This window comes from Pyxidicoccus sp. M15, from assembly GCF_056858435.1.
The window spans coordinates 9383612-9409955 of the sequence record NZ_CM166495.1; the positions used below are offsets into that span (position 1 = coordinate 9383612).

General features: G+C 71.0%; 24 protein-coding genes. 10 read left to right on the forward strand and 14 right to left on the reverse strand.

Going from position 1 to position 26344, the window contains the following annotated elements; genetic code table 11:
- Positions 1-59 precede the first annotated feature (59 nt).
- From ACX9TP_RS34555 to ACX9TP_RS34565, 3 genes are all read right to left on the reverse strand, one after another.
- Positions 60-434: a hypothetical protein gene (locus ACX9TP_RS34555; protein WP_482974905.1), complete on the reverse strand. Its 375-nt coding sequence runs from the start codon at positions 432-434 to the stop codon at positions 60-62.
- A 228-nt stretch (positions 435-662) separates the two neighbouring features.
- Positions 663-2474: a bifunctional metallophosphatase/5'-nucleotidase gene (locus tag ACX9TP_RS34560; RefSeq protein WP_482974906.1), complete on the reverse strand. Its 1812-nt coding sequence runs from the start codon at positions 2472-2474 to the stop codon at positions 663-665.
- A 46-nt stretch (positions 2475-2520) separates the two neighbouring features.
- Complete coding sequence (locus tag ACX9TP_RS34565; protein WP_482974907.1) at positions 2521-3771, reverse strand: myxosortase-dependent phytase-like phosphatase; 1251 nt, start codon at positions 3769-3771, stop codon at positions 2521-2523.
- Positions 3772-3913: 142 nt separating this feature from the next.
- Here ACX9TP_RS34565 and gmd point away from each other — a divergent pair, with 142 nt between their 5' ends.
- From gmd to ACX9TP_RS34585, 4 genes are all read left to right on the forward strand, one after another.
- Positions 3914-4888 carry a GDP-mannose 4,6-dehydratase gene (gene gmd / locus ACX9TP_RS34570; protein ID WP_482974908.1) on the forward strand — a complete coding sequence of 325 codons (975 nt, stop codon included), beginning with the start codon at positions 3914-3916 and terminating at the stop codon, positions 4886-4888.
- Positions 4889-5818 carry a GDP-mannose 4,6-dehydratase gene (locus ACX9TP_RS34575; protein ID WP_482974909.1) on the forward strand — a complete coding sequence of 310 codons (930 nt, stop codon included), beginning with the start codon at positions 4889-4891 and terminating at the stop codon, positions 5816-5818. It abuts the gene before it with no gap.
- An 89-nt stretch (positions 5819-5907) separates the two neighbouring features.
- Positions 5908-6396 carry a class I SAM-dependent methyltransferase gene (locus ACX9TP_RS34580; protein WP_482974910.1) on the forward strand — a complete coding sequence of 163 codons (489 nt, stop codon included), beginning with the start codon at positions 5908-5910 and terminating at the stop codon, positions 6394-6396.
- Positions 6393-7052 (forward strand): glycosyltransferase family 2 protein, encoded by a 660-nt coding sequence (locus tag ACX9TP_RS34585; protein WP_482974911.1) that lies wholly within the window; start codon positions 6393-6395, stop codon positions 7050-7052. Before ACX9TP_RS34580 ends, ACX9TP_RS34585 begins: the two co-directional genes overlap by 4 nt.
- 58 nt (positions 7053-7110) lie before the next feature.
- Here the strand turns inward: ACX9TP_RS34585 and ACX9TP_RS34590 are convergent, their stop codons facing one another.
- The 3 genes from ACX9TP_RS34590 to ACX9TP_RS34600 all read right to left on the reverse strand — a co-directional run bounded on the left by ACX9TP_RS34590 (position 7111) and on the right by ACX9TP_RS34600 (position 9733).
- Positions 7111-7680 carry a hypothetical protein gene (locus tag ACX9TP_RS34590; protein ID WP_482974912.1) on the reverse strand — a complete coding sequence of 190 codons (570 nt, stop codon included), beginning with the start codon at positions 7678-7680 and terminating at the stop codon, positions 7111-7113.
- A gap of 13 nt (positions 7681-7693) precedes the next feature.
- Positions 7694-8845 carry a zinc-dependent alcohol dehydrogenase gene (locus ACX9TP_RS34595; RefSeq protein ID WP_482974913.1) on the reverse strand — a complete coding sequence of 384 codons (1152 nt, stop codon included), beginning with the start codon at positions 8843-8845 and terminating at the stop codon, positions 7694-7696.
- Between the two features lie 162 nt (positions 8846-9007).
- Positions 9008-9733 (reverse strand): hypothetical protein, encoded by a 726-nt coding sequence (locus ACX9TP_RS34600; protein WP_482974914.1) that lies wholly within the window; start codon positions 9731-9733, stop codon positions 9008-9010.
- A gap of 83 nt (positions 9734-9816) precedes the next feature.
- On the opposite strand from ACX9TP_RS34600, the gene ACX9TP_RS34605 reads away from it, so the two are divergent.
- Positions 9817-10338 carry an NADAR family protein gene (locus ACX9TP_RS34605; RefSeq protein ID WP_482974915.1) on the forward strand — a complete coding sequence of 174 codons (522 nt, stop codon included), beginning with the start codon at positions 9817-9819 and terminating at the stop codon, positions 10336-10338.
- Positions 10339-10353: 15 nt separating this feature from the next.
- Here ACX9TP_RS34605 and ACX9TP_RS34610 read toward each other — a convergent pair whose 3' ends face one another.
- Complete coding sequence (locus tag ACX9TP_RS34610) at positions 10354-10887, reverse strand: hypothetical protein (RefSeq protein WP_482974916.1); 534 nt, start codon at positions 10885-10887, stop codon at positions 10354-10356.
- Between the two features lie 28 nt (positions 10888-10915).
- On the reverse strand, positions 10916-12019 hold the full coding sequence (locus tag ACX9TP_RS34615) for a glycosyltransferase family 4 protein (RefSeq protein ID WP_482974917.1): 1104 nt from the start codon (positions 12017-12019) through the stop codon (positions 10916-10918).
- 30 nt (positions 12020-12049) lie between these two features.
- Here ACX9TP_RS34615 and ACX9TP_RS34620 point away from each other — a divergent pair, with 30 nt between their 5' ends.
- Both ACX9TP_RS34620 and ACX9TP_RS34625 read left to right on the forward strand, forming a co-directional pair.
- The gene (locus tag ACX9TP_RS34620) at positions 12050-14287 is read left to right on the forward strand and encodes a glycosyltransferase family 4 protein (RefSeq protein WP_482974918.1); all 2238 of its coding nucleotides are present in this window, start codon (positions 12050-12052) and stop codon (positions 14285-14287) included.
- Entirely contained in the window at positions 14284-15162 is an 879-nt protein-coding gene (locus tag ACX9TP_RS34625; protein WP_482974919.1) for a hypothetical protein, read from the forward strand. The genes ACX9TP_RS34620 and ACX9TP_RS34625 overlap by 4 nt, the downstream gene beginning before the upstream one ends.
- A 73-nt stretch (positions 15163-15235) precedes the next feature.
- Here ACX9TP_RS34625 and ACX9TP_RS34630 read toward each other — a convergent pair whose 3' ends face one another.
- Genes ACX9TP_RS34630 through ACX9TP_RS34640 form a run of 3 tightly spaced genes read right to left on the reverse strand, consistent with a single transcriptional unit; the run spans position 15236 to position 17228 of the window.
- Complete coding sequence (locus tag ACX9TP_RS34630; protein WP_482974920.1) at positions 15236-15586, reverse strand: DUF2019 domain-containing protein; 351 nt, start codon at positions 15584-15586, stop codon at positions 15236-15238.
- Positions 15586-17007 carry a SitA5 family polymorphic toxin gene (gene sitA5, locus ACX9TP_RS34635; protein ID WP_482974921.1) on the reverse strand — a complete coding sequence of 474 codons (1422 nt, stop codon included), beginning with the start codon at positions 17005-17007 and terminating at the stop codon, positions 15586-15588. Before sitA5 ends, ACX9TP_RS34630 begins: the two co-directional genes overlap by 1 nt.
- Positions 17004-17228: a hypothetical protein gene (locus tag ACX9TP_RS34640; RefSeq protein WP_482974922.1), complete on the reverse strand. Its 225-nt coding sequence runs from the start codon at positions 17226-17228 to the stop codon at positions 17004-17006. Before ACX9TP_RS34640 ends, sitA5 begins: the two co-directional genes overlap by 4 nt.
- 141 nt (positions 17229-17369) lie before the next feature.
- Here ACX9TP_RS34640 and ACX9TP_RS34645 point away from each other — a divergent pair, with 141 nt between their 5' ends.
- Positions 17370-17777 carry a DUF3253 domain-containing protein gene (locus ACX9TP_RS34645; RefSeq protein WP_482974923.1) on the forward strand — a complete coding sequence of 136 codons (408 nt, stop codon included), beginning with the start codon at positions 17370-17372 and terminating at the stop codon, positions 17775-17777.
- 32 nt (positions 17778-17809) lie between these two features.
- Complete coding sequence (locus ACX9TP_RS34650; protein ID WP_482974924.1) at positions 17810-18649, forward strand: glycosyltransferase; 840 nt, start codon at positions 17810-17812, stop codon at positions 18647-18649.
- On the opposite strand, the gene ACX9TP_RS34655 is transcribed toward ACX9TP_RS34650, so the two are convergent.
- Positions 18627-20519 carry a hypothetical protein gene (locus ACX9TP_RS34655; protein ID WP_482974925.1) on the reverse strand — a complete coding sequence of 631 codons (1893 nt, stop codon included), beginning with the start codon at positions 20517-20519 and terminating at the stop codon, positions 18627-18629. The genes ACX9TP_RS34650 and ACX9TP_RS34655 overlap by 23 nt on opposite strands.
- A gap of 12 nt (positions 20520-20531) precedes the next feature.
- Positions 20532-21467 (reverse strand): class I SAM-dependent methyltransferase, encoded by a 936-nt coding sequence (locus ACX9TP_RS34660; protein WP_482974926.1) that lies wholly within the window; start codon positions 21465-21467, stop codon positions 20532-20534.
- Positions 21468-21717: 250 nt separating this feature from the next.
- Here ACX9TP_RS34660 and ACX9TP_RS34665 point away from each other — a divergent pair, with 250 nt between their 5' ends.
- Positions 21718-25497 carry an FAD-dependent oxidoreductase gene (locus tag ACX9TP_RS34665; RefSeq protein WP_482974927.1) on the forward strand — a complete coding sequence of 1260 codons (3780 nt, stop codon included), beginning with the start codon at positions 21718-21720 and terminating at the stop codon, positions 25495-25497.
- 24 nt (positions 25498-25521) lie between these two features.
- Here the strand turns inward: ACX9TP_RS34665 and ACX9TP_RS34670 are convergent, their stop codons facing one another.
- Positions 25522-26190, reverse strand: a complete 669-nt coding sequence (locus ACX9TP_RS34670) for a hypothetical protein (protein ID WP_482974928.1) — start codon at positions 26188-26190, stop codon at positions 25522-25524.
- Between the last annotated feature and the right edge of the window lie 154 nt (positions 26191-26344).

The window sequence follows — 26344 nt, forward strand, 5'->3', positions numbered from 1 at the left end:
TCCCGTCGGGTCGGCCGGGAGGGCCGCCCCTCGGGAGCGTGGCTCAGCGGTGGATCAGCTCAGCCCTGCGCGGCGACAGGCGGGGCGACCGTCTCGGCGTCATTCGCCTTGGCGACGACCTGGAGCACGGGCGTCGGCGCCTCGGGGGCCGCATCCTTGCCAGCCTTCGACTTCTTGGAGCCCGCGCCCGAGCGGCAGGTGCGGCACCAGGGCTGGTTGCGGATGGCACCATCCGCCATCTTCCGCAGGCCGAACTGGGCCAGCGGCTTCAGCGTCCTGCACTTGATGCACATCAGCGAGATGAGCACCTCGTGGCCGTCCGCGTCGTAGACGGCGGACTTGCGCCGCTTGCGCGGCTGGCCCTGCCCCGGTTCACGCTGCTTGGCCTTGTCAGGCGCGGGCGGCGCCATCATCGGGGTCACTTTGTAGAGCATGTCAGTCCCTCCCACTCACGCGCGCCAGCACTCGCAGGCCCAGGCAAAGAGCCACTTCGGTTCAGCCGCTCGCGCGCCCTAGACTAGGGACTCTTCCTGCCGTTGAAAACTGATCCAAGGCCGAAAAATCGGGCCCTGGCGCGTTTCCGCTGATCTTACGCCGGGTTGGCTCTGCTCGTTCAGTCCCAGCGGATCACACAGGGACTGAATTTTCGGCCTGGGCTCCCTTCAGCGCGCCGCGCCAGGACAGGCCGCGACACCCGTGTAGCGCACGCGCCCCACCGGGGGCACGGGGAGGGTTCCGCCCCGCGACTTCCCGTAGGTGATGACGGCGTCGCGCAGGTCCATGCCGCCCACCGGCGTGAGGTCCACGCGCTCGGGGGGCAGCGCCCGCATGAGGGGCGCCAGGCCATCTCCGCCGCGGGCGAGGAAGTCCGGCAGCGCGACCCGGTACGTCTTCCCCGGCTCCAGTGCCCCGCCTCCCGGCAGCGTCACCCCCTGCAGCCGCTGGGGCCCCGGGCAGTTCGCCAGCGTCAGCTCCAGCCCGGAGACGGGGAAGACGGCGCCCCGGTCCGTGGCATGGACCAGCTCCAGCAGGCGCCGCAGCTCCGCGCCGCTGAGCGGGAGCACGACCACGGCGTTGTCGAAGGGCAGCATCTCGTACACCTGGCCGAAGGTGAGCGGGCCCGCCGGCAGGTCCGCGCGGATGCCGCCGGGGTTCATCACCCCCACGTCCGCGCGGGCCACGTCGCGCAGGGCGTCCGCGAGGAGGTTGCCCAGCGCGCTCTCCTGCTCATAGCCGCGCGTCAGGGGCGCGGCGGCGGAGATGCCGAGCAGGCGCAGCTGCGTCTCGCGCGCCGTCTTCAGCGCCGGCGCCAGCAGCTGCTCCACCTGCGCGTCGGGCACCACCGGCGCGCCGAGGAAGGTGGCCTGCACCAGCTTCACGTCCGGCTGCGTCTTCAGCCGGCGCCCGTCACACGTGCCGCTGACCGCGTCCACCTTCGTGCAGAGGGGAATCGCCGCCTGGAGGCGGGTGCGCTCGGGCAGCACGCGGCGGCCCGCCGGGTCCACGAACAGCTCCACCACGCCCAGCGAGCGCCCCTGGCCCGACGTCTCGATGACGGGCACGCCCTTGTAGAAGATGCCCAGGGGCTGGTGCGTGTGCCCGGCCACCACCGCGTCCACCGTGCCGGGCGGCAGCCCGTCCAGCATGTCGAGAATCTCCGCGTCGCCCCTGTCACAGGTGGACGTGTCGCGCGGGTTCTTCACGTCCGGGCACTTGCCGCCCGCGTGGGCGACGACGATGACCACCTCCGCGCCGCGCGCGCGCAGGGAGCGGGCCGCCTCCAGGGCGGCGGGCGCCAGCGGCAGGAAGCGCAGCGACGCCACGTTGACGGGGTTGGTGGCCTCCGGCGTGGACTCGGTGGTGAGCCCCAGGAGCCCCACCTTCACGCCCTTCACGGTGACGAGGGCCGTGCCGTCATTGCCCGTCCACGCCGGGCGCTGGCCGGTGGCGGCCTCGCGCAGGTTGGCGGACAGCAGGGGGAAGCGCGCCTGGGCGACGCGGGCCTTGAGGGCGCCCAGCGAGTCCTCGCCCGGGCCCTTCGCCATGGTGCCCGGCCCCACGGGGCCGTAGTCGAACTCGTGGTTGCCAATGGCCGCCGCCGTGACACCCAGGTGGTTGTACACGTCGATGACGATGGCGCCCTCCGTGAGGTTGGAGGGGAGCGTGCCCTGGAAGAGGTCCCCGCCGTCCACCAGCAGCACTCCGCCCGGGTTGTCCGCGCGCAGCCGTGCCACGTAGGCCGCGAGCGTGGCCGCCCCACCCTCCTCCACCACCTGCCCGTCCTTCAGGACGGTGCGGCCGGGCTCCACGTGGCCATGCAGGTCATTGAGCCCCACCAGCGTGAGGCGCACGGCTTGAGCCGACGCGGCGCTCGCGGTGGAGCCGACGCCGTCGGGCGGGGCCGTGGGAGGGGTGCTGGCGCAGGCGGCGGCGAGGGCCGCCAGCGCGACGAGGACGGGGCGAGGAAAACGCATGGAGCCGCGCACTTCAGCGCGGCGCGCGCCCCCTGGCAACGCGCTTTCAGCTCCGGCGCCGCCGTCCGGCCAGCGCCAGGGCCAGCAGCCCGAGCAGCGCCGAGGCCGGCACCGAGGCCGTGGCGCACGAGCAGCCGCTGTCCCCATCATCCTCGCCACCCCCGGGCAACGGCAGCGGCTGGGGCTGGACGTCGGGACCGGCATCCTCCCCGCCCGTGCCCGCATCCGTCCCGCCGTCGGTGGTCTGCCGCGTGGCGATGCGCAGCGGCGGGTTGAAGGCGTTGGCCACCGCCGGCCAGGACACCAGCTTCAGGTTCTGCTGGGCGTTGAGGCCGTCGTGCGCGACGAAGAGTCCGTCCGGGAAGTCCGGCCCCACCGGACGCGACACCACCGCCAGGGCGGCCGGGTCCTCCACCGCGCCGATGCCGCCGTCCGCCCCCACGCTGAACGAGCCCACCAGCGCCTCGGAGCGGCGCTCGAACACGGCGAACGCGTCCGACGCCGTGTCCGCGACGAGGATGTAGCCCTCGCCATTGTTCGCCCGGTACAGGCTCACCCGGCCCACGTCGGTGTTGAGCGTGGTTCCCACCGAGGCCACCTTCAGCCGCGTCTGGCCGCCATCCGCCTCGGCGGAGTAGCGCCACAGGCCCTGCCCCTCCTCGGTGACGAACAGCCGGCCGGACTCCTCGTCCGCCACCACGCCCGCGATGCCTCCGCCCGACGTGGCGAGCACGCGCGTGGGGATGGCCGTCACGCCGCCGTCCGCCCCCGTCAGCTCGAACTGCTCCAGCCGCCCGCCCTGGGTGCCCGCGAAGACGAAGAAGCGGCCCGAGGTGGGGCTGCGGTAGAGCGCCACCGTGGAGTACTGCGTGCCGGTGAGGAAGCCCGCATTGCCGATGCGCACCACGCGGTCCACGCCCCCCGGGTCCAGCCGGTACGCCCCCAGCCCGTTGAAGTTGGGGTTCGCCGTCACCACCAGCGTCCGGATGCTCCCCCCCAGCGGGAAGTCGTCGCGCAGGGCCACGCCGAGCGCCGGACCATCCGGCAGCTCCGCCTCGAGCTGCGTGCCGTCCACCCCGAAGGTGACCAGGCCCGCGTTGACGTTGTCATAGCCGCTGATGAGGAGGCTGGCCCCGGCGTCGGCGGGATTCACCCAGAGCGCGACGTCGCGGAGATTCCCCGCGACGGTGCCGGGGTCCGGCCGCGTCTCCCGGAAGGGCGCCACGGATACAGGCTGTGCGGACACGGTCGCACTCGCGAGCAGCGCCGCCAGGGCCAGGGGGAATGGGTTGCGCATGACCGGCTCCTCGCTCATCTGTTGAACGCCTACCTTGTCACGGGAGGTGTGTCTTTCAAGTACGAAGACACAGGCAACGGTTGGCTATAGGTGACCGCCTCGGGTACAACGCGCCGTCCTCCAGCAAACATAGAAAAAGACCATGGCGACCAAGCGCGCACTGATTACGGGCATCACGGGGCAGGACGGCAGCTACCTGGCGGAGCTGCTGCTCTCGAAGGGCTATGAAGTTCACGGCATGGTGCGCCGCTCCTCGGAGGAGAAGTTCGAGCGCATCCAGCACCTGCACGGCAAGATCCAGCTCCACCAGGGCGACCTGCTGGACCAGTTCTCGCTCGCGGCGCTGCTCAACCTGGTCAAGCCGGACGAGGTCTACAACCTGGCGGCGCAGTCCTTCGTGCCCACCAGCTGGAACCAGCCCGTGCTCACCGGTGAGTTCACCGCGCTGGGCGTGACGAAGATGCTGGAGGCCATCCGCCACACCCGCCCGCAGGTGCGCTTCTACCAGGCGTCCTCCAGCGAGATGTTCGGCAAGGTGCTGGAGGTGCCGCAGACGGAGGAGACGCCCTTCTACCCGCGCAGCCCGTACGGCGTGGCCAAGGCGTACGGCCACCACATCACGGTGAACTACCGCGAGTCCTTCAACCTGTTCGCGGTGAGCGGCATCCTCTTCAACCACGAGTCCCCGCGCCGCGGCCTCGAGTTCGTCACGCGCAAGGTCACCTACAACGTGGCGCGCATCAAGCTGGGCCTCCAGGAGAAGCTGCCCATGGGCAACCTGGACGCCAAGCGCGACTGGGGCTTCGCGGGCGACTACGTGGACGCCATGTGGCGCATGCTCCAGCAGCCGGAGCCGGACGACTACGTGGTGGCCACCAACGAGACGCACACCGTGCGCGAGCTGGTGGAGATTGCCTTCGGCCGCGTGGGCCTGGACTACCAGAAGTACGTGCACATCGACCCGGCCTTCGTGCGCCCCGCCGAGGTGGACCTGCTCATCGGCGACTACGCCAAGGCGAAGAAGAAGCTGGATTGGGAGCCCACCGTGCGCTTCAAGCAGCTGGTGGAGATGATGGTGGACGCCGACCTGGAGCGGCTCAAGGCGGGGCAGAAGTAGATGCGCATCCTCGTCACTGGAGCGGACGGCTTCGTCGGCCGGCACCTGTGCGCCCTGCTGCGCGCCGCCGGTGACGACGTCGTCGAGGCCCACGGACCGCGCGGGGAGGGCATCAGCAGCAGCGCCCTCCACTTCGACGTGGCCAACGAGGCCGCGATGAAGACCGCCATCGCCGAGGCGAAGCCCGAGGGCGTCATCCACCTGGCGGGCTTCAGCTCGGTGGCCAAGAGCCACAACAACCCCTCGCGCGTGTTCGCGGTGAACACGATGGGGGTGGTGCACCTGCTCACGGCGCTGCGCGACACCGCGCCGAAGACGCGGGTGGTGCTGGTGGGCTCGGGCGAGGTGTACGGCCCGGTGCCCGAGGGCACGCGCGCCCCCGAGTCCACGCCCGCCGTCCCCCTGAGCCCCTACGCGGCCTCCAAGTCCGCGGCGGAGCTGGCCGGCGTCCAGTTCCACCGCAGCTACGGGCTGGAGGTGGTCATGGCGCGGCCCTTCAACCACCTGGGCGCGGGGCAGGACCCTACCTTCGTGGTCCCCTCCTTCGCCTCGCAGATTCGCGCGATTGGCCTGGGCACGGTGGACCCGGTGCTCCGCACGGGCAACCTGGATGCGGTGCGTGACTTCTCCCACGTGCGCGACGTGGTGGAGGCGTACCGGCTGCTGCTCGTGAAGGGCGAGCCCGGGCAGGCGTACAACATCTGCAGCGGCGAGGGGCGCACCATCCGCAGCCTGCTGGAGGAGATGCTGACGCTGGCCGGCGTGAATGCGCGAATCGAGCTGGACCCCGCGCGCCTGAGGCCCTCGGACATCCCGAGCCTCGTCGGCGCGCCGGACAAGCTGCGGGCGCTGGGCTGGGCTCCGAAGCTGACGGTGACGGACGCGCTGCGCGACGTGCTGGGTCCCAAGGTGCCGGCGCGGGCCTCGTAGCGAGGGGGCCCGGGTCGTCAGTGTGTCCCCCCTTCTGATATTCCAGGGGGATGCACGAAGGCGCCTACAAGTTCGTGGCTCGCGCTGTCATGCAGCTCGAGCCTCGCAAGCAGGTCCTGGAGCTTGGCAGCCGGACGGTGGCGGGCAACTGGCCCTACTCCGGCTCCATCCGGCCACTGTTCCCCGGCTCCGAGTACGTCGGCGTGGACATCGCCCCCGGTGAGAACGTGGACTTCATCGGGGACGCCGCCACCTGGCGCCCGGAGCCCTTCCGCCGGTTCGACACCGTCGTGTGCACCGAGACGCTGGAGCACACGCCGGAGGCCGAGCGCATCTGCCACAACGCGCTGGCCATGCTCGAGGTGGGCGGGGTGCTCATCCTCACCGCCGCGGGCGTCGGCCGCGCGCCGCACTCGGCGGTGGACGGGCAGGCGCTGCGGCCCGGGGAGTACTACCGCAACGTCAACCGCGAGCAACTCCAGCAGTGGCTGAAGCCCTTCGGCTTCGCGATGATTGATACGGCCACCACGCCGGGGGACATCTACGCCCTCGCCGTGAAGCTGGGGCCCGGGACGTGAAGGTCGGCGTCACGGCGGTGATGGTTGCCTACCACAACGAGGAGCAGGCCCTGACGCGCCTCATGCGCGACCTGATGCCGTCGCTCCTCCTGTACCGGCCCGTCCTGGACGCGGAGCTCATCGTCGTCGACAACAGCGAGAAGCCGCAGCCCCGGCTGGCCGAGGCAGTGCGCGACAACGGCACCTTCCCCGCGAAGTACCTCTGGAGCGAGGGGCGCAATCTCTACTACGGCCCGGCGCTCAACCGGGCCGTGCAGGCCGCGTCGCACCCGTTCCTGCTCTACGTCTGCGCCAGCCATGGCCGCATGCTGGACCCGACGTGGCTGTGGGACCTGCTCGAGCCGATGGTGAACGACGCGAGTGGCAAGGTGGCCCTCACCGGCTCCCACTATACGAGCGGGCCCCCGTCCAAGCTGGGCTTCCCGGACTCGCTGCCGCGCATCCACATCCAGGGGGGACTGTTCGCCGGCAGGACGGAGGTGCTGGCGAAGTACCCGTACCCCGACGGCGAGTTCGCCCACTGGTCCTCCGACATCTACCAGTCCTTCCAGCTGCTCCAGCAGGGCTACCGGCTGGTGGACGTGCCCACCGTCAAGTCGGTGTGGCGTGAGCGGGTGAAGGGCAACCAGTACAAGTTCATCCACGACGAGGGCTGAGCGCCGGCGGGCCGCGCCAGCGCCTCCTTCGTCGTGTCATCGGAGTGCACCGGCCCCGTCACTGCGCGGGCGACCACGTCCTCAGGTCCCAATCCCTTCGCCCGTGGCCTCGGCGCGTCTCCACATGGCGTCGGGTGATGGGCAGGCTCCGCGGCATCCGGCGTCCGCCCCCGCGCGACTCGGACACGCGCGACGACACGAGGAACGCGAGCCCCGCGAGCGGGAGCGCGAACGGCAGGTACTTCTTCGCGTGGTACTCCCACGAGTCCACCTTGTCCCCGAGCATCTTCAGCAGCCAGTGCTTCGGGTAGTGGTCCGGGTAGCTGTAGGCGAGCTTGCGGATGGCGCCGGACACTCCGCGCAGCGGGGTGGACGTGCCGAAGACGGGCGGCATCGTCTTGTTGGTGCGCCCGTGCATGGGCGCCGTGGGCTCCCCGGGCTGGCGCTCAATCGGGAAGCGCGCGTTCGCCATCGGCTGCGGGTTCTCGATGTGGCCGGGGACACCCGGCCGACGGGAGCGGTCCAGGTCGACGCCCCAGTACGCGGGGCGCTTCACGGGCTGCATGGACTGGTAACCGGACCGCCGCTGAATCATCTCCGGAGTGGTCACTTCTGGCGTGCGATTCATCAGGGTCTCCGTCCTAGTGAAGGGTTCCGTTGGGCAGGAGCGCCACCTTGATGCAGCCGTCGCGCTTCTGGGCGAACGTGTGGTAGCCGTGCGGCGCCTTCTCGAGCGGCAGGCGGTGCGTGAAGACGGTCGACGGGCGGATGCGGCCGGCCCGGACGTGCTCCAGCAGGTGCGGCATGTAGCGCTTCACGCTGGCCTGGCCGGTGCGCATCGTCTGCGCCTTGTTCATGAACGTGCCAATGTCCACGCCGTTGAACGGAGGGCCATAGGCACCGATGAGCGAGATGATGCCGGCCTTGCGCGTCGCGTGGATGGCGAAGTTGATGGCCTGCGGCGAGCCGGCCTCCAGCTTCGCGTAGACGCCCATCGCCCGGTGCACCGGCGAGCCCGCGGCCTCACAGCCCACCGCATCGATGGTGGCGTCGGCGCCGCGCCCCTCCGTCATGCCCTTCACGATGGTGACGAGGTCCAGGTCCTTGAAGTTGAGCGTCTCCACTCCCAGCCAGCTCCGCGCGAACTCCAGGCGGTAGTCCTCCTGGTCCACGGCGATGACCCGGCCGGCGCCCATGGCCCACGCGGACCACATCGCGAACAGGCCCACGGGGCCGCACCCGAGCACCAGCACCGTCTCTCCGCCCCGGAGGTCGCACATCTCCGCGGCCTGATAGCCGGTGGTGAACGCGTCCGTGATCGGCAGGGCGTCCAGGTCTTCGACGTCGTCGGGAATCTTCTCGGCATCCACGCCGATGAACGGGACGCGGACGTACTCGGCCTGGCCGCCGTCAAAGCCGCCCATGGTGTGCGAGTAGCCGTAGATGCCCGTGCCCGCGTCCGTGGCGGGATTGGTGTTCTCGCAGCACGCGGAGAGGCCGCGGGTGCAGTAGTAACAGCCGCCGCAGAAAATCTGGAACGGCAGCATCACCCGGTCGCCCTTCTTCACGCCGGTGGCGTGGGGGCCGACCTCCTCGACGATGCCGGTGAACTCGTGGCCGAAGGTGAACCCGATGCGCGTATCGGGGACGAGTCCGTGCAGCAGGTGGAGGTCTGAACCGCAGATGGCGGCGCTCGTCACGCGGACGATGCCGTCCTGGGGATGCTCGATGACGGGGTCGGGCTTCTCGCGCACCGCGACGCGGTACGGTCCTTCATAGGTCAGAGCTTTCATGGCTGAAAGCCTGGGGACACCCCTGCTGCTTGCCAACGGGCCGCAAGCGACATGCCCACCGCACGGCGCCTGCCCCCTCCCAGCACGGAAGGGCGATTCCACCTGCATTGCCGTCTGGGATGAAAGAAGCGTTCGCCTGGCTTCCTGTACGTGGGTACAAGGTCAGTGGCGCAGCGCCTGCCAGGCCTCCAGCCGACGGTCCAGCGCGGTGAGGGCCCACAGGTCCGCGGGATTGTCCGGGCGCACGGCCGCCAGGTCGCGCTGGAGCGCGGGACGGGCGCGGACCTCGCCCCACTCCGACAGCACGCGCAGCGCCATCAGCGAGGGCCGGCGTGTCACCAGCGCGACGAGCGCCTCCACCACACGCGAGCTGCGCTCGGCGGCGAGCCGCTGCACGGCCTCGTGGCGCTCCTCGTTCGTGGAGTCCGCGTCCTCCAGCGTCGCGGTGAGCGCCTCGAAGCGCGCGTCCTCCAGCAGCGGGCTCGGGCCTGGCGAGTCCCAATGCTCCACGGTGGCGCTCGTCCGGCCGAAGGAGACACACTCGCGGCGCAGCCCGTCGTCGCCGAAGAGGTCGAGGATGCGCTCTCGCGAAGGCGTCCCCCCTTCGAGCACCCGATGCGCCCGCACAGACAGCTCCTGCGAGGCGCCGAGCAGGTGGATGCGCAGCACCGTCGCCTCCGCCCCGGCGGACTGCTCGGGCGGGACGCGGCCCCACTTGAGGAACACCTCGGCGAGCCCGCGCTCATGGGCATACCAGCGGTACTCCAGCCAGACGGCGCTGGGGCGGAGCGCGAAGCGCGCGTCGTCGGGCTCGCGGAGGCGGGGCGCGCCCTCCTCCATGCCGCCGAAGCAGCGTTCCAGCAGGGCCTGGGCGTCGGAGAGCTTCATCGCGCCGGGAGTGTAGTCCCCGTGTCAGGCTCGCGCGCGTGGAACGTTGGTGTACTCTCCACACCAAGCAGGAGGCACGAGACATGGACGGAGCGGAGCAGCGCAGGTTCACCTTCTTCTGGCGCGAGGAGTCCCCCTTCTCCCAGTGGCACCGGTCCGACTTCGTGGTGGAGGGCGTGCGCTACCTGTGCGCGGAGCAGTACATGATGGCGGGCAAGGCGCGCCTCTTCGGGGACGCAGAGGTGCTGGCGAGCATCCTGAACTCCGCCTCTCCGAAGACGCACAAGGCGCTGGGCCGCAAGGTGCGCGACTTCGACGCCGCCGTGTGGGAGCGCGAGCGGGAGCGCATCGTCTACGAGGGCAACCGCGCGAAGTTCACCCAGAACGCGGAGTTGCTGAAGGCCTTGCTGGCCACGAAGGGCACGGAGCTGGTGGAGGCCAGCCCCCTGGACCGCATCTGGGGCGTGGGCCTGGGCGCGGAGGACCCGCGCATCCAGGACCCGTCGAAGTGGCGCGGTATGAATCTGCTCGGCAAGGTGCTCACGAAGCTGCGTGAGGACCTGGTGGCAGAGGGCATCACCGAGGCCCGCCCCGCCACGCGGTAGGGGCGGACCTCTCGCTCAGAACTCGTAGCGCAAGGGGGCCTGGTCCGGCAGGGCCAGGTCCACCGCGCCGGTGGACTTGCCGAACTTCCGCTGGAAGGCCTGGGTGATGGGCGCCAGGTCGAAGCGCGGCGTCGCGTACTTCATGGCCTTGCAGCGGTCCTCGTTGGCGTCGTGGACCAGCACCAGGTTCGCCACCGGCGTGCCGTCCGTGCCCTGGCTGAAGGCGCCGTCCCAGACCAGCGCGTACGTGTGCTCCTCGCAGCCGCCGCCGTGGGACACGCTCACGTCCAGCACGCCCCGGTCGATGCGCAGGCCCTCGACGCGGATGAGGTCCTTCGGCTGCGGATTCGCCGTCACGGCGATGGGGTGCACGGGCGCCTGGCCCTCCTCGGAGGGAGTGTCCTTGATACCACCCTCCGCTTCCTCCCCGCCCGCCGCATCCTGGTGCTCCTCCGTCGCGGGCTCCGACGGCGCCTCCTTCACGGGCGTGCTCGCGCACCCGGCGAGCAGACCGAACAGCACGAAGCCACTCCAGCTCAGCTTTCGCATACGCCTCCTCCAGGACCGCGTCACGGTCTCAACGCCGGAGCGCGGCCTCGTACGCCGCCAGGGTGGCCTCGGCGGCCCGCTTCCAGGTGAACCTCGCCGCCCGGGCCCGGCCCTTCTCCGCCAGGGCCCGCCGCTCCTCGGGCGACTTCAGCAGGCGCTCGATGGATTGCGCGAGCCCCTCGGCGTCGTCCGGCCGCACCGCCAGGGCCGCGTCGCCGCAGACCTCCGGGAGCGAGCCCGCGGTGGAGACGATGGTGGGCGTGCCCAGGTGCATCGCCTCCAGCGGCGGCAGGCCGAAGCCCTCGTAGCGCGAGGGGAACACGAACACGGCCGCGCGGCGCATCAACTCGTAGAACACCGGGTCCGCCTGGTAGCCGAGCGAGCGCAGGTCGTGCCCCTCCGAGCGCATCCGGAAGATGCGCTGCTCCACCCGACCCGAGCCGAACCAGCTCTGCCCCGCCAGCACCAGCGACACCGGCCGGCCGCGCTCGCGCAGCCGCTCCATGGCGTCCAGCACCAGGTCCACGTTCTTCCGCACGTCCAGCGAGCCCGCGTAGAGCACGTAGTCCTTCGGCAGCGACAGCGCGCGCAGGAAGTCCACGCTGGTGGCATCGAGCTCCGGCGCATTCACGTGGTCCACGCCGTTGTGCACCACCACGGTGCGCGACTCGGCCTCGGGGAGGCGGGCCAGCAGGTCGTCCCGGGTGCGCTCGCTCACGCACACCACGCGGTCCGCCAGGGACACGCTGCGCGCCAGCCACAGGCGGAACTGCCAGCGGAACGCGGTGGACACCGTCTCCCGCATCAGCAGCGGAATCAGGTCATGCACCGTGAGCACGTAGGCGGTGCCGGGGACGCGGGCAAGCGGGAGGTTGAAGTTGCCGTGCGCGTGATAGAGCGGCGCACCCAGGCCCTGGAGCACCCGGGGCAGCCGGCCGAGCGTCCACGCGGTGCGGCCCAAGGCGCCGCGGGGGTGCTCGCCGGAGCCCTGCGCGCCCAGTTTCTCCAGGCGCACATCCAGGCCTTCCAGGGCAGAGGCAAGGCAACGGGTGTACAGGCCGATGCCGGTGGTGGGCTCGTCCCAGAGCGTCGCGTCGAAGGCGATGGGGCCGGTGGACACGGTGCGCCTCATAGCACGACTCGTGTGATAGGCAGGGCGCGCATGGCGATCCACCAGTTGATACCGAGCTTCGTCCCCGGAGACGCCACCGGGCAGGCCGCGCTGCACCTCCAGCTGCTGCTGCGCCGCATGGGCCACGCGGGCGCGCTGTACGCGGACGAGGTGGGCGCGGGCCTGGAGGGCCTGGCCAGTCCCGCCTCCGCGCTGCGGCCCGAGCCCGGAGACCTGGTCCTCTATCACCACGGCATCGCCTCGCCGCTGAGCAGCCGGCTCATGCACCTGCCCTGCCGCCGCGGCGTGGTGTTCCACAACATCAGCCCCGCGCGCTTCTACGCGGGCCTGCCGCTGGCGGATGCGCTGGTGGCGGGGCGCGCCCAGCTCGCGGCCATGGCGCCCTTCGCGGACGTGGCCATCGGCGTGTCGGACTTCAACGCCGCGGAGCTGCGCGCGGCGGGCTACCGCAACGTCCACACGGTGCCGCTCTTCATCGAGCCGGAGCGCTTCAGCCGCGACAGCGCGGACCCGAAGATGCTGCGGCAGCTCTCCGGCCCCGGCCCCGTGCTGCTGGGCGTCAGCCGGGTGATGCCGCACAAGCGCTTCGAGGACCTCCTCACCCTGCACCGCGAATTGCTGCGGCTGCGGCCCCAGGCGCGGCTGTTGATGGTGGGCGGGTATGAGGCGGGCAGCCGCTACTTCAAGGCGCTCCAGCGTGAAGCGAAGGGCCTGGGCGGCGTGCACTTCCTGGGGCGGCTGAGCCACGCGCAGCTCGTGGCGGCGTACCGCTCCGCGTCCGTCTTCGTCTCCATGAGCGAGCACGAGGGCTTCGGCGTCCCGCTCATCGAGGCCATGGCGGCCGAAGTACCGGTGATGGCGTACGCGGCGGCAGCGGTGCCGGAGACTCTCGGCGGCGCGGGGGTGGCCTTCGACCAGAAGCGCTTCGCCTTCCTCGCCGAGCTCGCGGTGGACCTGAGCGAGGACCTGTCCCTGCGCGAGCCCGTCATCGCCGGGCAGACGCGCCGGCTGGAGCACTTCTCCGCGGCGTCCGCGCAGCTCGCCCTCTCGCGCGCGCTGGACGGATTCCTGACTCCGCCCGCGCCGCGCCCGCGCAAGGCCCCGAAGCGGCCGCGCGTGGCGCTGGTGGTGCAGCGCTACGGCGAGGTGACGGGCGGCGCGGAGAAGCTGGCCGCGCAGGTGGCCGAGCACATGGCCCCGCACTGGGACCTCACGGTGCTGACCACGTGCGCGAAGAACCACCTGTCCTGGGAGAACGTCTTCCCGCCCGGGCCGGACGAGGTGGACGGCATCCAGGTGCTGCGCTTCCCGTCGACGCGGGCGCGCAACATCCGGGGCTTCAACGGGCTGTCGCGGCAGGTGTTCGACAAGCCCCACGAGCGGCTGCGCGAGGAGCAGTGGGTGGCGGAGCAGGGCCCGCTGTGCCCGGGGCTGCTCAACCACCTGGCCACCACGCGCGACGCGTACGACGGCTACCTGTTCTTCACGTACCTCTACGCGCCCACGGTGTGGGGCCTGCCGCTGGTGGCGGACCGTGCGCTGCTGGTGCCCACCACGCACGACGAGTCGCCCATCCGCTTCGGCGTGTACCGGGACGTCTTCGAGCGCCCGCGCGCCCTCCTCTGCCTCACGCCGGAGGAGCTGACCATCATCGAGAAGTACTTCCCGGACCACGCGCGGACGCGGGTGGTGGGCGTGGGCGTGGACCGGCCCGCCGCGGACGCCGCGCGCTTCCGCGAGAAGCACGGCATCCGCAAGCACTACCTGCTCTACGTGGGGCGGCAGGAGCCGGGCAAGGGCGTGGGGGAATTGCTCGAGTACCACCGCGCGCTGAAGCAGCGGTACGCGGACGCGCCGGACCTGGTGCTGGCGGGCGACACGAACATGGAGCTGTCCGGCGAGGGCGTGCGCTACCTGGGCCGCATCGAGGAGCAGGACAAGCACGACGCGCTGGCCGGGGCGCTGGCGGTGGTGGTGCCGTCCCGGTACGAGAGCCTGTCGCTCTTGACGCTGGAGTCCTTCGCGCAGGGCACGCCGGTGCTGGTGAACGGGCGCTCGGACGTGCTGGTGGGCCAGGTGGAGCGCAGCGGAGCGGGGCGGACGTACACGGACCTGGAGTCGTTCATCCAGGGCCTGCGCGAGGTGGGCGAGCAGCGAGCGCCCCTGGGGAAGAAGGGCCTGGCGTACGTGAAGAAGCAGGGCTGGCCACAGGTGGTGGCGGCCTACCGTGAGGAGCTGGAGCGCATCCTCGAGGAGAATCGCCAATGAAGCTGCTGGGACGCGACATTCCCGCGCGGGAGCTCATCTCCCGAATCGAGGAGCGCCTGCGCACGCGCGGCCTCCCCACGTCGGAGCCGCTGGAGGTGCCCCCCGAGGGCGTGGAGCCCCGGGTGGAGCCGCTGACGTTCAACCTGCACGCGCTGGAGGAGAACGCGGACGCCACGCGCGCGCTGCCCTTGCACACGCACCGGGGCGGCGCGGGCCAGCTCGTGCTGGTGGCCAAGTGGGCCTTCCGCAAGTCGTGCCAGGTGTTCATCAACGAGGCGCTCGGAAGGCAGCGCGTCTTCAACGGGCACGTGCGCGACTCGTACGCGCAGCTCTCCGCCGAGGTCATTCGCCTGCGGCGTGAGGTGGAGGAGCTGAAGGCCCGGGGTGGCGGCGGCAGGCCGCCCGGAGATGAGCGGCCCGTGCCGGCGGTGGCGCCTTCCGTCGCGAAGACCTCGCCCGAGGTGCAGGCCCCAGCCGGGCGCGAGCCGAGCGCGAAGCCGACCGGGCCCACGGAGCGAGCTCCACGCACCATTGAGGCTGCTGCCGCGAGGCCCGCACCAGCTCCCGAAGCGCGAACCTCGCGCCCCCGGCAGGCCACGTCCTCCAAGCCAGCCCGCAGTGGGGCGGCCGCTCCCGCTACGAAGGCCTCCCCCCAGGCGAAGTCCACGCCCGACACCCGCGCCCGGCCGACCGCGACGGGAGCACAGGTGCTCCCCCAGCCTCGCCACACCAGGACGGGAGAGGTGCAGCAGCCTCGCTCGCAAGCGGGCACTCCCCGGGCCAGGCCCGAGACGCCGCCCCCCTCGACACAGCAGGTGGGCTCGCGCCCTCGCAAGTCTGGAGACAAGCGCCGCGGCAGCCGGAAGCGCCGTTAGGCCGGGCTGAGCGCGGTCCACTCCAATGCATCCTCCCGGTCTTCCAACCGTGGGCATCAGGCGCCCCCCCGGACTACGCGGGGTCAAGCGTCCAGGTGCCCGCTTCCCAGTTCTTCAGCGTCTGTGCCGCGCCAAGCGCAGCGAGCCCCTGCCCCTTCGCGGCCTCCTCCAATACCCTTCTCGCCTCCGCCGTCCGGTGCCGCAACAGGAAGGCAGCGGCGGTGACGCGCACGTCCATGCGTGGATGGGTGAAGAGGACAGCAAGAGCATCCCGTCCCGCATCGCCCTGCTCGCGGAGCTCGTTGAACGCCGCAAGCGCGCGCCTGGCGTGCTTGTTCCCCGTCTTCGCGTCCCCCTTGAGGATGCAGTCGGTCTGCGCGGCGATACCGCGGGCAAACTCCTCGACGAGCGTTTCCATCTCCATTACCAGATGCCCAGGCGAACTTTTTCGATTGCCCGCAGTCCGAACGCACGTTGCGCCTCGTAGGGCTGGGTGCTCAGCCACTTGCGCACGGTCAGGGTGGAGCTGGTGATGTCGAAGCGGATGGACGAGTAGAGCGCGCTCACGTGGGTGTGGAGTCCGGCATCCAGCCGGATGACGTTCTCCGTGTTGTGGAGCGCCTCGGGACCGAAGCGCTCGACGTTCCCCTCCGTCTGCTCGACGATGTGGTGCCAGTTCTTGTCCTTGCCCGCCGGGCCCATGGCGCTCTTGAACGACTTGAAGGACCTGAAGGCGCGATAGCCGGGCAGACCGGCCCCCGCGGTGGACCCGCCAGCGCCCCAGGCCGTCATCGCCACGGCTCCTGGCGCCAGGGCAACGGTGAAGCCCTCTGAAGCAAGGGCCACCGACCCCACCTGAGAAACGGCCGCGAGCCGCACCCCCGCCTGCACCTCGGCCACTGCCACCGCCTGGCCGTAGCCGGGCAGGCGCGCCGCCTTCGTGGCCAGCCCCGCCGTGCGCCCCAGGCTCGCGGTGGCCAGCATGACGAAGATGCGCGCGGCGTTGGCGCCCAGCACCTCGCCGTACCGCTCGCCGGCCTCACGCACCTCGTCGAAGGAGGCGGCCCGGTCCACCGCCTCCACGAGATGAATCCACCCCTGGATGATGTCCCAGACGGTGCCCACCCCGAGCCAAGCCACCATGCTGACGGTGAGCGCCGCCGCCAGGCCCTTGGACACGGGCTCGGGAAGCACCCAGAGCATCATGTACATGGCCATGCCGGAGACGAGGGTGGCCTGCACCGCCACCGGGTCCGCCAGCTCCCCCAGCGCCTCCTTCGCCCCGTCCCACACCGAGTCCAGGGCGATGGCCATGGCCAGCGAGTAACGCCCCTCCCCGCGCAGCGTGGGGTCCTCGTCCAGCAGGCGCAGGCAGTCGCCGGGCTTCGACTTTCGCTCGCACCACCGTCCATAGGCACGCGTCAGCTCGGAGTCCGACCCGGACACTGGAAGGAGCGACAAGTCCTCGCGGGGGACCTCCTCCCCCGTCCCCACCGACACGAGCCCCAGGCTCCTCCTCATGCCCCGGTACGCATTCCGGGGGGAGACCTGGAACAGGCGCCTCGCGTGCTCCATCGGCCTGGAGGACGGCCGCACATCACGAGCCAGCTCCGCGACGGCCTCCTTGAAGTCGCCGGTCCCCAGCGTCACCGGCTCCACGGCGGCGGCGCGCGGGGTGAAGACGATGGGCCTACCCTCGCCCGTGTCCAGTCGCACGGAGCGGGTGGCGCTACCACAGCCAGCGAGCAGGAGGGTCAGCAGCACGAGCACCCGGTGGGGCACCGGGTGCCCCGCCCTGGAGCACGCGCCCCGGGTCTGGCGGCGAACCTGCGCACTCGGGCTCATCCCAGGTTCCACCGTTCCGGGTCGAAGCCGGTGAGGAGCGGGGAGTCGTGCTTCCCAGGCAGCACCATGCCCCGGAGCTGTTCCCTCAGCCCCTCGTCCTCGACGGAGGCAAGGTCCACGAGGTGGTTGGCCTGAGCATCCGAGCCAGCGGGAAGGACGCTCGGGACGACGCCGGTGACGAGCTGGCCTGGAGAGGGAGCTGAGAGACTCATCGCGGTCATGGAGTCTGGCAGCCCCTGGTTCAGCATGACAGTCCTGCATCGGCTCCTTCACTCTGAGTCGGTCTTGGCGTGTCGTACGCAAAATGGTTCAAGAAGACCTCGCCCGCATCCCACCGGGCCGCCGCGCATCGAAGTCGCGACATGGCCTCCTCCCCTCCTCCCAAGTCCTGCGCCGTCTGCGCCCGCGCCATCACCTGGCGCAAGAAGTGGGAGCGGGACTGGGACTCGGTGCGCTACTGCTCGGACCGGTGCCGGAGTCGCAAGTCGGAGCTGCGCGGCGAGGACGTCCTCGCGAGCACCATTCTCGACCTCCTCGCCACGCGCGCTCGGGGGGCCACCCTCTGTCCCTCCGAGGTGGCACGCGCGCTCGGCGAGGACGGCTGGCGCGAGCGCATGGAGCCCGTGCGGGAGGCCGCCCGCCGGCTCGTCCAGCAAGGCGTGCTCGACATCGTCCAGGGCGGCCGGGTGGTGGACCCGTCCACCGCCCGGGGCCCCATCCGCCTGAGACTGCGCACCGCCGCCGCCCCGGGCGCTGACGGCTCGCATTGACGACCCCGCCTGGCGCGTGACAAACCGGCCGCGTGGACGAGCCTGTCATCAGCGTGGTCATCCCCGCCTACAACGAGGGCCAGCGCCTGCCCCGCTTCGTGGGGGAGCTGACGCGCGTCTTCCTGGAGCGCCCCGCCCCGCCGGTGGAGTTCATCGTCGTGGACGACGGCAGCCGCCCCGAGCACGCCACGGCCCAGCGCGCGTGCGTGGAGGAGGCCCGGGCCCGGCTCGCCGAAAAGGGCGCACAGCACCGCTTCACCTACGTGGCCGCCCCCCGCAACCAGGGCAAGGGCTCGGCCATCCGGCTGGGCTGGCGCGGCGCTTCGCCCGCCGCGGAGTGGCTGGGCTTCGTGGATGCGGACGGCGCCATCAGCGCGGAGGAGCTCCACCGGCTTGTGGGGATGGCGGCCTCCACCGTCGGGCGGGACACGGACGTGATTGCCGGCTCGCGCATCCTCATGGCCGGCCGCCGCGTGGTGCGAAACCTCCACCGCCACCTGCAGGGGCGCGTCTTCGCCACGCTGACGGACGCCAACTTCGGCCTGCACTTCTACGACACCCAGTGCGGCGTGAAGCTCATCCGCGCCTCCCTGCTGCGCCCGCTGCTGGACGTGCTGCGCGAGGAGCGCTGGCTCCTGGACATCGAGCTGCTGGCGCTGCTCAAGCGTCAGGGCGCCCGCGCGCTGGAAGTCCCCATCGACTGGGAGGACTTCGGCGGCTCCAAGGTCGTCCCCGGCCTGGACGGGCTGCGCATGTTCTGGGGCCTGCTCCAGCTCCGACGGAGGCTGGAGCGACTGTCCCTCCCCGCCCCCGCGCCGCGCTCGGAGCAGGAGTCCCTGCCCGCCAGCGTCACGGGAAGCGGTAGACCGTGACGTAGCCGTCCTGGTGCGCCAGCTCCCCGCCCAGCTCCTCCACCACGAAGCGGTGCCGCATCGGGTGGTTGTAGTGCGTGACGTACCAGCGGAAGTGGTTGTCCTTCAGGAAGCGGCGCATCTCCGCGCGCTCCTCCGGGGACACCTCCCCCGCCACCCCGCGGAGCCCCTCCAGCGCGCGGAAGATGCGCTGCTCCAGCATGGCCGCCTCGCGCACCGGCAGCCGTGACAGGCGCGCGAAGGACACCGGCTTCTGGTGGTAGGTCTGCTCCCACTGCCCCAGCACGTTGTCCGTGAAGACGGCCGCCGGCATGGGCGCGAAGCGAATCTCGTCGAACACCGGCGGCAGCCTCGGCAGCTCCGGCATGGGCAGCGGCTTGCCGAGGTACTCCACGTTCGGCACCAGCGCCACGGCCAGCGCCACGCCCAGGCCCACCGCCGCGCCGCGCTGGGACGCCAGGCGCCCCAGGTGCGCCGCCGCGAAGGCGACGAGGACACTCAAGGCCAGCGTGGTGAGCAGCTCGAAGCGCACCGGCATGCCGCCGCGGGAGAACAGCGGCACCACGTGCTTGAACACCACGTAGGGCATGGGCACCTGCACCCGCAGCGGCTGATCGAAGGAGGTGAGCGGCGTCAGCGAGGCCAGCAGCGTGCACAGCCCCAGCAGCACCACCACGTCCCGGTGCCAGGAGCGCCCGCGCCACGCCGGCGCCCACCCCACCACCAGCGTCACCGCGAGCAGCAGCACCGACGGAGACACCTTGTCGGAGAGGCCGATGTTCAGCACCGTGCCCATGGACAGCACCGCGAAGCCCAGCCCCAGCCCCAGCCAGCGCCGCCCGTCAGGCACGCCGCGCCAGAGCGCGAAGACGGCCAGCAGCGGCGTGAGCCACCCGAGGAAGGTGCCCGCCTCCTCCGCGTTGCTCGCCATCTTCCCGCGCACCACGCCCACGGAGAACTCCTGGGCCCACGCCGGCATCGACTCCGCCCAGCCCGACAGCGTGTCCGGGAGGAAGAAGGCGTACAAGTCAGTGAAGTAGTCGGAGTCCCCGTGGTGGATGGCCAGCGGCGCGGGGAAAGCGTGCATCAGCAGCGGCACCACCGGCGGCACGCATGCCAGGCCCGCCGCCAGCGCCGCCAGGCCCGCCCGGCGCATGCCCGGGTCCTTCAGCGTGTCCAGCGACAGGAGCGGCCCGCGGCGCCAGCGCTCCGCCACCACCCAGAGGAAGGAGAAGAGCGCGATGTAGAGCAGGTAGTAATAGTCACACAGCAGCGTGTAGAGCGCGGCCAGCGCCAGGCCCGCGAGCCACCGCCGCCGGCCCTCGTCCAGCCAGCGCAGGAAGAAGAACAGGTAGAGGGGGATGCCCTCCAGCGCGGACAGGTTGAGGTGCGCAATCGAGTGGCTGAGGTGGTAGCGCGAGAAGTTGAACACGCACGCGCCCGCCAACGCGGCCACCGCCGCCAGCTCTGGCGGGAAGCCCGCGCGTGTCAGGAGGTAATCCAGCAGCAGCCACGCCGTGTACCCCGTCAGCACGAAGGTGCTGAAGAGGACCAGGTTGTAGGCCGTCTCCACGCGCATGAAGGGCAGCAGCACCACGCCCCACAGCGTCTTCGCGGGCGACAGCGTGTGCCAGTACAGCTCCGCGCCCAAAGGCCAGTGCAGGAGGGGCGAGAAGAAGGGGTTCTGCGGCTCCACCCACGTGGCCTGACGCATCCACCAGAGGTGCCACATGTTCATCAGCACGTCCTCGCGCCCGCCCGCGACGTGGCCCTTCAGCTTCGACAGCAGCGGCCAGGTGTGGAACGCGGACAGCAGCGAGAACGCCAGCAGCACCAGCGGGTGGAGCACCCGCCGCGGAAGTGAGGACATAGACGAGGAAGGTCAGGCTGGCCGCTCGGCGGCCATCAGCATGTTGTCGCCCAGGTTGAACGGAATGGCCCACGCCCCCGGCACCACGCGCCGCGCCAGCTCCAGCACCGGCGCCGCGGGACGGAAGCTCGCGCCCACCTTCCGCAGCAAGTAGTCCGCGGAGATGATGTGCGTGTACGTCCGCGTGTCCTTCACGTGGAAGCCCACCTCTTCCAGCAGCGTCGCCAGGGTGCGGCGGCCGAAGTAGAACAGGTGCATGTCCATCAGCCACGGCCACTGGCCCCCCAGCACCCGGGCCACGAGGCTGCCCGCGTCGATGGTGGACAGGTAGATGCGGCCGCCGGGGCGCACCAGCTTGAAGGCGGCCTCCAGCTCGGCGCGCGGGTCCGCGAAGTGCTCCACCACGTCCCACAGCGTCACCACGTCGTACTGGACGCCCCGCGCCGCCAGCTCCGCCAGCGGCACCCCGTGCACGGTGAAGCCCAGCGAGCGCGCGTGCCCCGCCGCCCAGCGCGACAGCTCCAGCCCCTCCGGGCGGAAGCCGGCCTCGCGCGCCACGTCCAGGAAGTAGCCGCAGTAGGCGCCCACGTCGAGCAGCGTCCGCCCCAGGGGCGGCCCCAGCGCCCGCACCACCTTGCGGAACGTGTGGTAGCGGTTCTCCTTCTCCGCCACGTACAGCGGGTCCTCCACGCCCTGGTACGCCGACAGCAGCTCCTGCGCCGAGCGCATGGGCCACTGGAAGAGCATCCCGCAGTCCTCGCATTCCCAGATAGGCGGGTGGCTCCGGTGGCCGAAGGAAGTGCAGTTGTAGGCCGCCGCGCCCTCGGGCTCCCCGCCGCCGCGGGCGGGGAACTTCATCCGCAGCCGGGCTGCCTTGCACAGGTAGCAGGCATCGGGCACCGGGGCGAGGTGGGGCTCCGCATGGCGGCGGTGGGCGCGTTCCTTCATGGCGGCGCACCGTATCCCCGAGGGCGGGCCCCCACAACACGGCAGGTGGGTGGGACGCGCCTCACGCCGGACATGACGCGGGCCCAGGTGCCTTGCGCGGCCCGACGCGTTACAACCGAAGCCGGGCCAATCGCTCCCATCGCCGTCCTTCACGCGCGGTGCTGAGCCCGCTTGCATTCCGGGCGACTGACCGCGAAATAGGCCCCGCCCGGGAGCCGTTCCCCCAGGTTCCTCTCACACCTTCAGTGATATGCGCGCCCTGACCGACCTGCCCTCCGACTCCGCTCCCACCCTCACCCTGGGCCTGCCGGGCTTCACCTTCGAGGACCTCTACCGCCCGCGCGGCCTGCGCCGGCTCATGGAGCACTTCGACGCGCAGCTCGCCGAGGACGAGCCCGAGCTCTTCCAGAGCTATGAGGCCTATCGCAAGTCCGGGGGGACGAGCCTCACCGGCCCCGCCGAGTCGGACCTGCTCGTGCGCGTGTCCCGCCACGTGTCGCGCTTCGTCGCGAAGCTCTTCCGACTCGAGTCGGAGCTGGAGCGCCTGGCCGGCCGCCTCAAGGGCGAGCTGCCCCTCTTCGACTTCAAGCGCGAGTTCATCACCCGCCGCGTTTTCAAGAAGGGCGCCGCGGACCGCCCCTCGCTGGCCGAGTTCCCCTCGCTGGACGCGCGCATGCGGCTCTTGATGCAGCTCGGCTTCCCGGAGGCGCTGGCCACCGGAGATTTGGAGCGCGGCCTGGCCGAGTCCGTCCTCACGCTGATGGACCTGGAGCGGCTGTTCGCCGGCAGCCTCCCCGCGGAGCTGCTGCCCCGCGCCGAGGCGATGCGCGCCCGCTGGGCGGCGCTGCGCGAGGGGCTCGTGTCCACGCCGGAGGGGCGTGACGCCTTCGGCTCCAGCCTCGTCACCCACGGCGACGACGCCGCGGAGCTGCAGGCCGTCCGCGCGCTGCTGGCGCTGGCGGACCGCTGGACGTACGCGCGCGCCCTGCACCCGGAGACGAAGGACGTCTTCCACGTATGGCCCACGCACCGGATTCCCAAGCCGCTGGTGTTCGACCAGCTCGTCCAGCTCAAGCGCCCGGACCCGGAGCTGCCCGAAATCACGGAGGGCGACGAGCACCACCTGCGCCACCGCGACGGCTTCAAGCTCACGGACCGCCGCGGCACCCCGCGCGACGTGATGAACGAGGTGGACTACTGCGTCATCTGCCACGAGCGCTCGAAGGACTCGTGCTCCAAGGGCTTCCCCGCGAAGGACCCGGTGGCGGAGGGGCACAGCTTCAAGAAGAACCCGCTGGGGATTCCGCTCAACGGGTGCCCGCTCGACGAGCGCATCTCCGAGGCGCACCTGCTCAAGCGCGAGGGCAACTCCGTGGCCGCGCTGGCCATGGTGACGCTCGACAACCCGATGTGCCCCGGCACCGGCCACCGCATCTGCAATGACTGCATGAAGGCGTGCATCTTCCAGAAGCAGGAGCCGGTGAACATCCCCCTGGCGGAGACGGCCACCCTCACGGACGTGCTGGACCTGCCCTGGGGCTTCGAAATCTACGGGCTGCTCACCCGGTGGAACCCGCTCAACGTCCGCCGCCCGTACGCCCTGCCCTACGTGGGCCGCAACGTGCTCGTCGTGGGCCTGGGCCCCGCCGGCTACACGCTGTCGCACTACCTGCTCAACGAGGGCTTCGGCGTCACCGGCGTGGACGGCCTCAAGATTGAGCCCTTCCCCGACGAGCTGGTGGGCCGCAACGGCCGCGCCATGCGCCCCATCCGCGACTGGTCCGCGCTCACCAGCGAGCTGGACGAGCGCGTGCTGGAGGGCTTCGGCGGCGTGTCCGAGTACGGAATCACCGTGCGCTGGGACAAGAACTTCCTCACGCTCATCCACCTGACGCTCGCGCGCCGCGAGGGCCTGCGCATCTACGGCGGCGTGCGCTTCGGTGGCACGCTGACGATTGACGACGCGTGGGAGCTGGGCTTCGACCACATCGCCATCGCCGCCGGCGCGGGCCGCCCCACCATCATCGGGATGAAGAACAACCTCATCCGGGGCATCCGCAAGGCGAGCGACTTCCTCATGGCGCTCCAGCTCACCGGCGCCTTCAAGAAGGACTCGCTGGCCAACCTCCAGGTGCAGCTGCCCGCCATCGTCATCGGCGGCGGCCTCACCGGCATCGACACCGCCACCGAGCTGATGGCGTACTACCCGGTGCAGGTGGAGAAGACGCTCGCCCGCCACGAGCGGCTGGTGGCGGACCTCGGCGAGGAGGCCGTCCTGGCCCGCCTCGACGCGGAGGAGCGCGCCGCCTACCAGACCTTCCTGGAGCACGGCCGCGCGGTGCGCGCCGAGCGCGAGAAGGCGCAGGCCGAGGGGCGCAACCCGGACTTCATCAAGCTGGTGCGCGGCTGGGGCGGGGTGAGCCTCGTCTACCGCCGCGGCCTCACCGAGTCCCCCGCCTACCGCCTCAACCACGAGGAAGTGACGAAGGCGCTCGAGGAGGGCATCCGCTTCATCGAGCGCATGAGCCCGGTGGAGGCGCTGCCGGACGCGTCCGGTGCGGTGCGCGCGCTGCGCTTCGAGCGCATGGTGACGGTGGACGGCAAGCTGAAGGGCAGCGGCCAGTTCTTCGAGCTGCCCGCGCGCACGGTGTGCGTCGCCGCCGGCACGTCCCCCAACGTCACGTACGAGAAGGAATACCCGGGCACCTTCCAGCTCGACGCGCGCGGGGAGTACTTCCAGGGCCACGAGGTGGTGGAGGCCGGGGACGGCTTCGAGCTGAAGCCCGTGAAGGCCAAGGAGGACCCGGCGGCGAAGGCGGGCTTCTTCACGTCGTACCGGAAGGACGGCCACCTCATCTCCTTCTACGGCGACAACCACCCCACCTACGCGGGCAACGTGGTGAAGGCCATGGCCAGCGCGAAGGACGGCCACCCGGAAGTGGCGCGCCTGTACGCGAAGGAAGTCGCGGCCATGGACTTCACCGACGAGCTGGCCCAGGCCCGCCGCGAGGAGCAGCGCGCCGCGCACTTCGCGAAGCTGGACGAGGCCTTCACCGCCACCGTCGTCGCCGTCAACCGGCTGACCCCGACCATTGTCGAAGTCGTCGTCCGCGCACCCTTCGCGGCGAGCCACTTCTCCCCCGGCCAGTTCTACCGCCTGCAGAACTTCGAGCGGAACGCGCCCGTGGTGGACGGCATGCGCCTCACCATGGAGGGCCTGGCCCTCACCGGCGCGTGGGTGGACAAGGAGAAGGGGCTGATGGGCACCATCGTCCTGGAGATGGGCTCGTCCTCGCGCCTGTGCGCGGCGCTCACCCCGGGCGAGCAGGTGGTGCTGATGGGCCCCACCGGCGCGCCCACGGAAATCGGCCACAACGAGACGGTGGCGCTCGTGGGCGGCGGCCTGGGCAACGCGGTGCTCTTCTCCATCGCCCGCTCGCTCAAGGCGGCCGGCTGCCGCGTCGTCTACTTCGCCGGCTACCGGCAGAAGTCGGACTCCTTCAAGCAGGACGAGATTGAAGCCGGCACGGACCAGATTGTGTGGTCCGTGGACACGGGTGACACCATTGCCCCGCGGCGCCCGCAGGACTCGGCGTTCCGGGGCAACGTGGTGCAGGCCATGCTGGCCTACGCGGAGAACAAGCTGGGCCCCGCGCCCGTCATCTCCCTGTCGGAGGTGGACCGCATCATCGCCATCGGCTCGGACCGGATGATGCGCGCGGTGGCCGAGGCGCGGCACGGCGTGCTCCAGCCGCACCTCAAGCCCGGCCACGAGGCCATCGGCTCCATCAACTCGCCGATGCAGTGCATGATGAAGGAGATCTGCGCCCAGTGCCTCCAGCGGCACGTGGACCCGCTCACCGGCAAGGAGACGTGGGTGTTCTCCTGCTACAACCAGGACCAGCGGCTGGACCAGGTGGACTTCGTCAACCTCAACCAGCGCCTGCGCGGCAACACCGTCATGGAGAAGGTGGCGGACGTCTACCTGGCGCAGCTCCTCAAGAAGGCGCCGCACCTCAAGCGCGTCTGAGGCACGGCGGCACTCCCAGGGTCTTCACCGGCGCGTGCCGGTGAAGACCCGGAGCATCTCCTGGTAGTTCTTCATCAGGTCGTCCTCGCGGGTGAGGACCACGTCCACGTTGGCGTCTCCGTAGTCGCGGCGCGCGTCGGCCAGCTTCTCGAAGGCCTCCACCTGGCGGCGCATGGAGGCCACCTGGGCCGCGAGCCCCTCCTGCTGCTCGGGAGGGAGCTTCGCCTGGAGCGCCTCCAGCTTCTTCAGCTCCTCCTCGTACTGGAGCGTGCGGCCGAGCTGCCGCTGGCTGATGACCGCCGTCACCACCTCGGCGATGCCGTTGACGTCATTCTCGCTCAGCCCCGCCTGCTGCCGGGCCTCGGCTTCCGCCTTGGCCTTGGCCTCCACCACCTTCAGCCCGGCGCGCGCGGACGCCATGGCCTCCGGCGTGCCCGCGTCCACCAGCGCGCCCAGGCCGTGCAGGCCCTTGAGCAGCGGGCCGTACACCTCCAGCATCCGCCGCTGGTAGCCCACGTACGCGTCCAGCTTCTCCTTCGTGACGGTGTACGGACCGACCTCGGCCTCCCCTTCCGCCGGGACGCCGGTGGCCGGCTCGGCCGCCTCCCCGGGTGCCGGGCGGGGTACGGGCTCTTCCTTCTTACAAGCCGAGAAGGCCAGCAGTACCAACAGTCCCGACAGCACGGTGCGCATGCGTTTTCCTCCAGACGGGCCGGGGACACCGGGAACTTCCGCCACTTGCGCGGCAGCCGGTGACGCCCTTCCCTCTCTGACACGACGGGGTTGTTCCGGCCACTGAACAATCGCCGCATTACCTTTGACCAACCCGGCCGCGCTCGTGTACGAA

What these genes read in the sequence shown, in the direction of transcription:
- ACX9TP_RS34555 (WP_482974905.1), bottom strand. Translation starts at nt 434, where the DNA reads ATGCTCTACAAAGTGACCCCGATGATGGCGCCGCCCGCGCCTGACAAG.
- ACX9TP_RS34560 (WP_482974906.1), bottom strand. Translation starts at nt 2,474, where the DNA reads ATGCGTTTTCCTCGCCCCGTCCTCGTCGCGCTGGCGGCCCTCGCCGCC.
- ACX9TP_RS34565 (WP_482974907.1), bottom strand. Translation starts at nt 3,771, where the DNA reads ATGCGCAACCCATTCCCCCTGGCCCTGGCGGCGCTGCTCGCGAGTGCG.
- gmd (WP_482974908.1), top strand. Translation starts at nt 3,914, where the DNA reads ATGGCGACCAAGCGCGCACTGATTACGGGCATCACGGGGCAGGACGGC.
- ACX9TP_RS34575 (WP_482974909.1), top strand. Translation starts at nt 4,889, where the DNA reads ATGCGCATCCTCGTCACTGGAGCGGACGGCTTCGTCGGCCGGCACCTG.
- ACX9TP_RS34580 (WP_482974910.1), top strand. Translation starts at nt 5,908, where the DNA reads ATGCAGCTCGAGCCTCGCAAGCAGGTCCTGGAGCTTGGCAGCCGGACG.
- ACX9TP_RS34590 (WP_482974912.1), bottom strand. Translation starts at nt 7,680, where the DNA reads ATGAATCGCACGCCAGAAGTGACCACTCCGGAGATGATTCAGCGGCGG.
- ACX9TP_RS34595 (WP_482974913.1), bottom strand. Translation starts at nt 8,845, where the DNA reads ATGAAAGCTCTGACCTATGAAGGACCGTACCGCGTCGCGGTGCGCGAG.
- ACX9TP_RS34600 (WP_482974914.1), bottom strand. Translation starts at nt 9,733, where the DNA reads ATGAAGCTCTCCGACGCCCAGGCCCTGCTGGAACGCTGCTTCGGCGGC.
- ACX9TP_RS34605 (WP_482974915.1), top strand. Translation starts at nt 9,817, where the DNA reads ATGGACGGAGCGGAGCAGCGCAGGTTCACCTTCTTCTGGCGCGAGGAG.
- ACX9TP_RS34610 (WP_482974916.1), bottom strand. Translation starts at nt 10,887, where the DNA reads ATGCGAAAGCTGAGCTGGAGTGGCTTCGTGCTGTTCGGTCTGCTCGCC.
- ACX9TP_RS34615 (WP_482974917.1), bottom strand. Translation starts at nt 12,019, where the DNA reads ATGAGGCGCACCGTGTCCACCGGCCCCATCGCCTTCGACGCGACGCTC.
- ACX9TP_RS34620 (WP_482974918.1), top strand. Translation starts at nt 12,050, where the DNA reads ATGGCGATCCACCAGTTGATACCGAGCTTCGTCCCCGGAGACGCCACC.
- ACX9TP_RS34625 (WP_482974919.1), top strand. Translation starts at nt 14,284, where the DNA reads ATGAAGCTGCTGGGACGCGACATTCCCGCGCGGGAGCTCATCTCCCGA.
- ACX9TP_RS34630 (WP_482974920.1), bottom strand. Translation starts at nt 15,586, where the DNA reads ATGGAGATGGAAACGCTCGTCGAGGAGTTTGCCCGCGGTATCGCCGCG.
- sitA5 (WP_482974921.1), bottom strand. Translation starts at nt 17,007, where the DNA reads ATGAGCCCGAGTGCGCAGGTTCGCCGCCAGACCCGGGGCGCGTGCTCC.
- ACX9TP_RS34640 (WP_482974922.1), bottom strand. Translation starts at nt 17,228, where the DNA reads ATGACCGCGATGAGTCTCTCAGCTCCCTCTCCAGGCCAGCTCGTCACC.
- ACX9TP_RS34645 (WP_482974923.1), top strand. Translation starts at nt 17,370, where the DNA reads ATGGCCTCCTCCCCTCCTCCCAAGTCCTGCGCCGTCTGCGCCCGCGCC.
- ACX9TP_RS34655 (WP_482974925.1), bottom strand. Translation starts at nt 20,519, where the DNA reads ATGTCCTCACTTCCGCGGCGGGTGCTCCACCCGCTGGTGCTGCTGGCG.
- ACX9TP_RS34660 (WP_482974926.1), bottom strand. Translation starts at nt 21,467, where the DNA reads ATGAAGGAACGCGCCCACCGCCGCCATGCGGAGCCCCACCTCGCCCCG.
- ACX9TP_RS34665 (WP_482974927.1), top strand. Translation starts at nt 21,718, where the DNA reads ATGCGCGCCCTGACCGACCTGCCCTCCGACTCCGCTCCCACCCTCACC.
- ACX9TP_RS34670 (WP_482974928.1), bottom strand. Translation starts at nt 26,190, where the DNA reads ATGCGCACCGTGCTGTCGGGACTGTTGGTACTGCTGGCCTTCTCGGCT.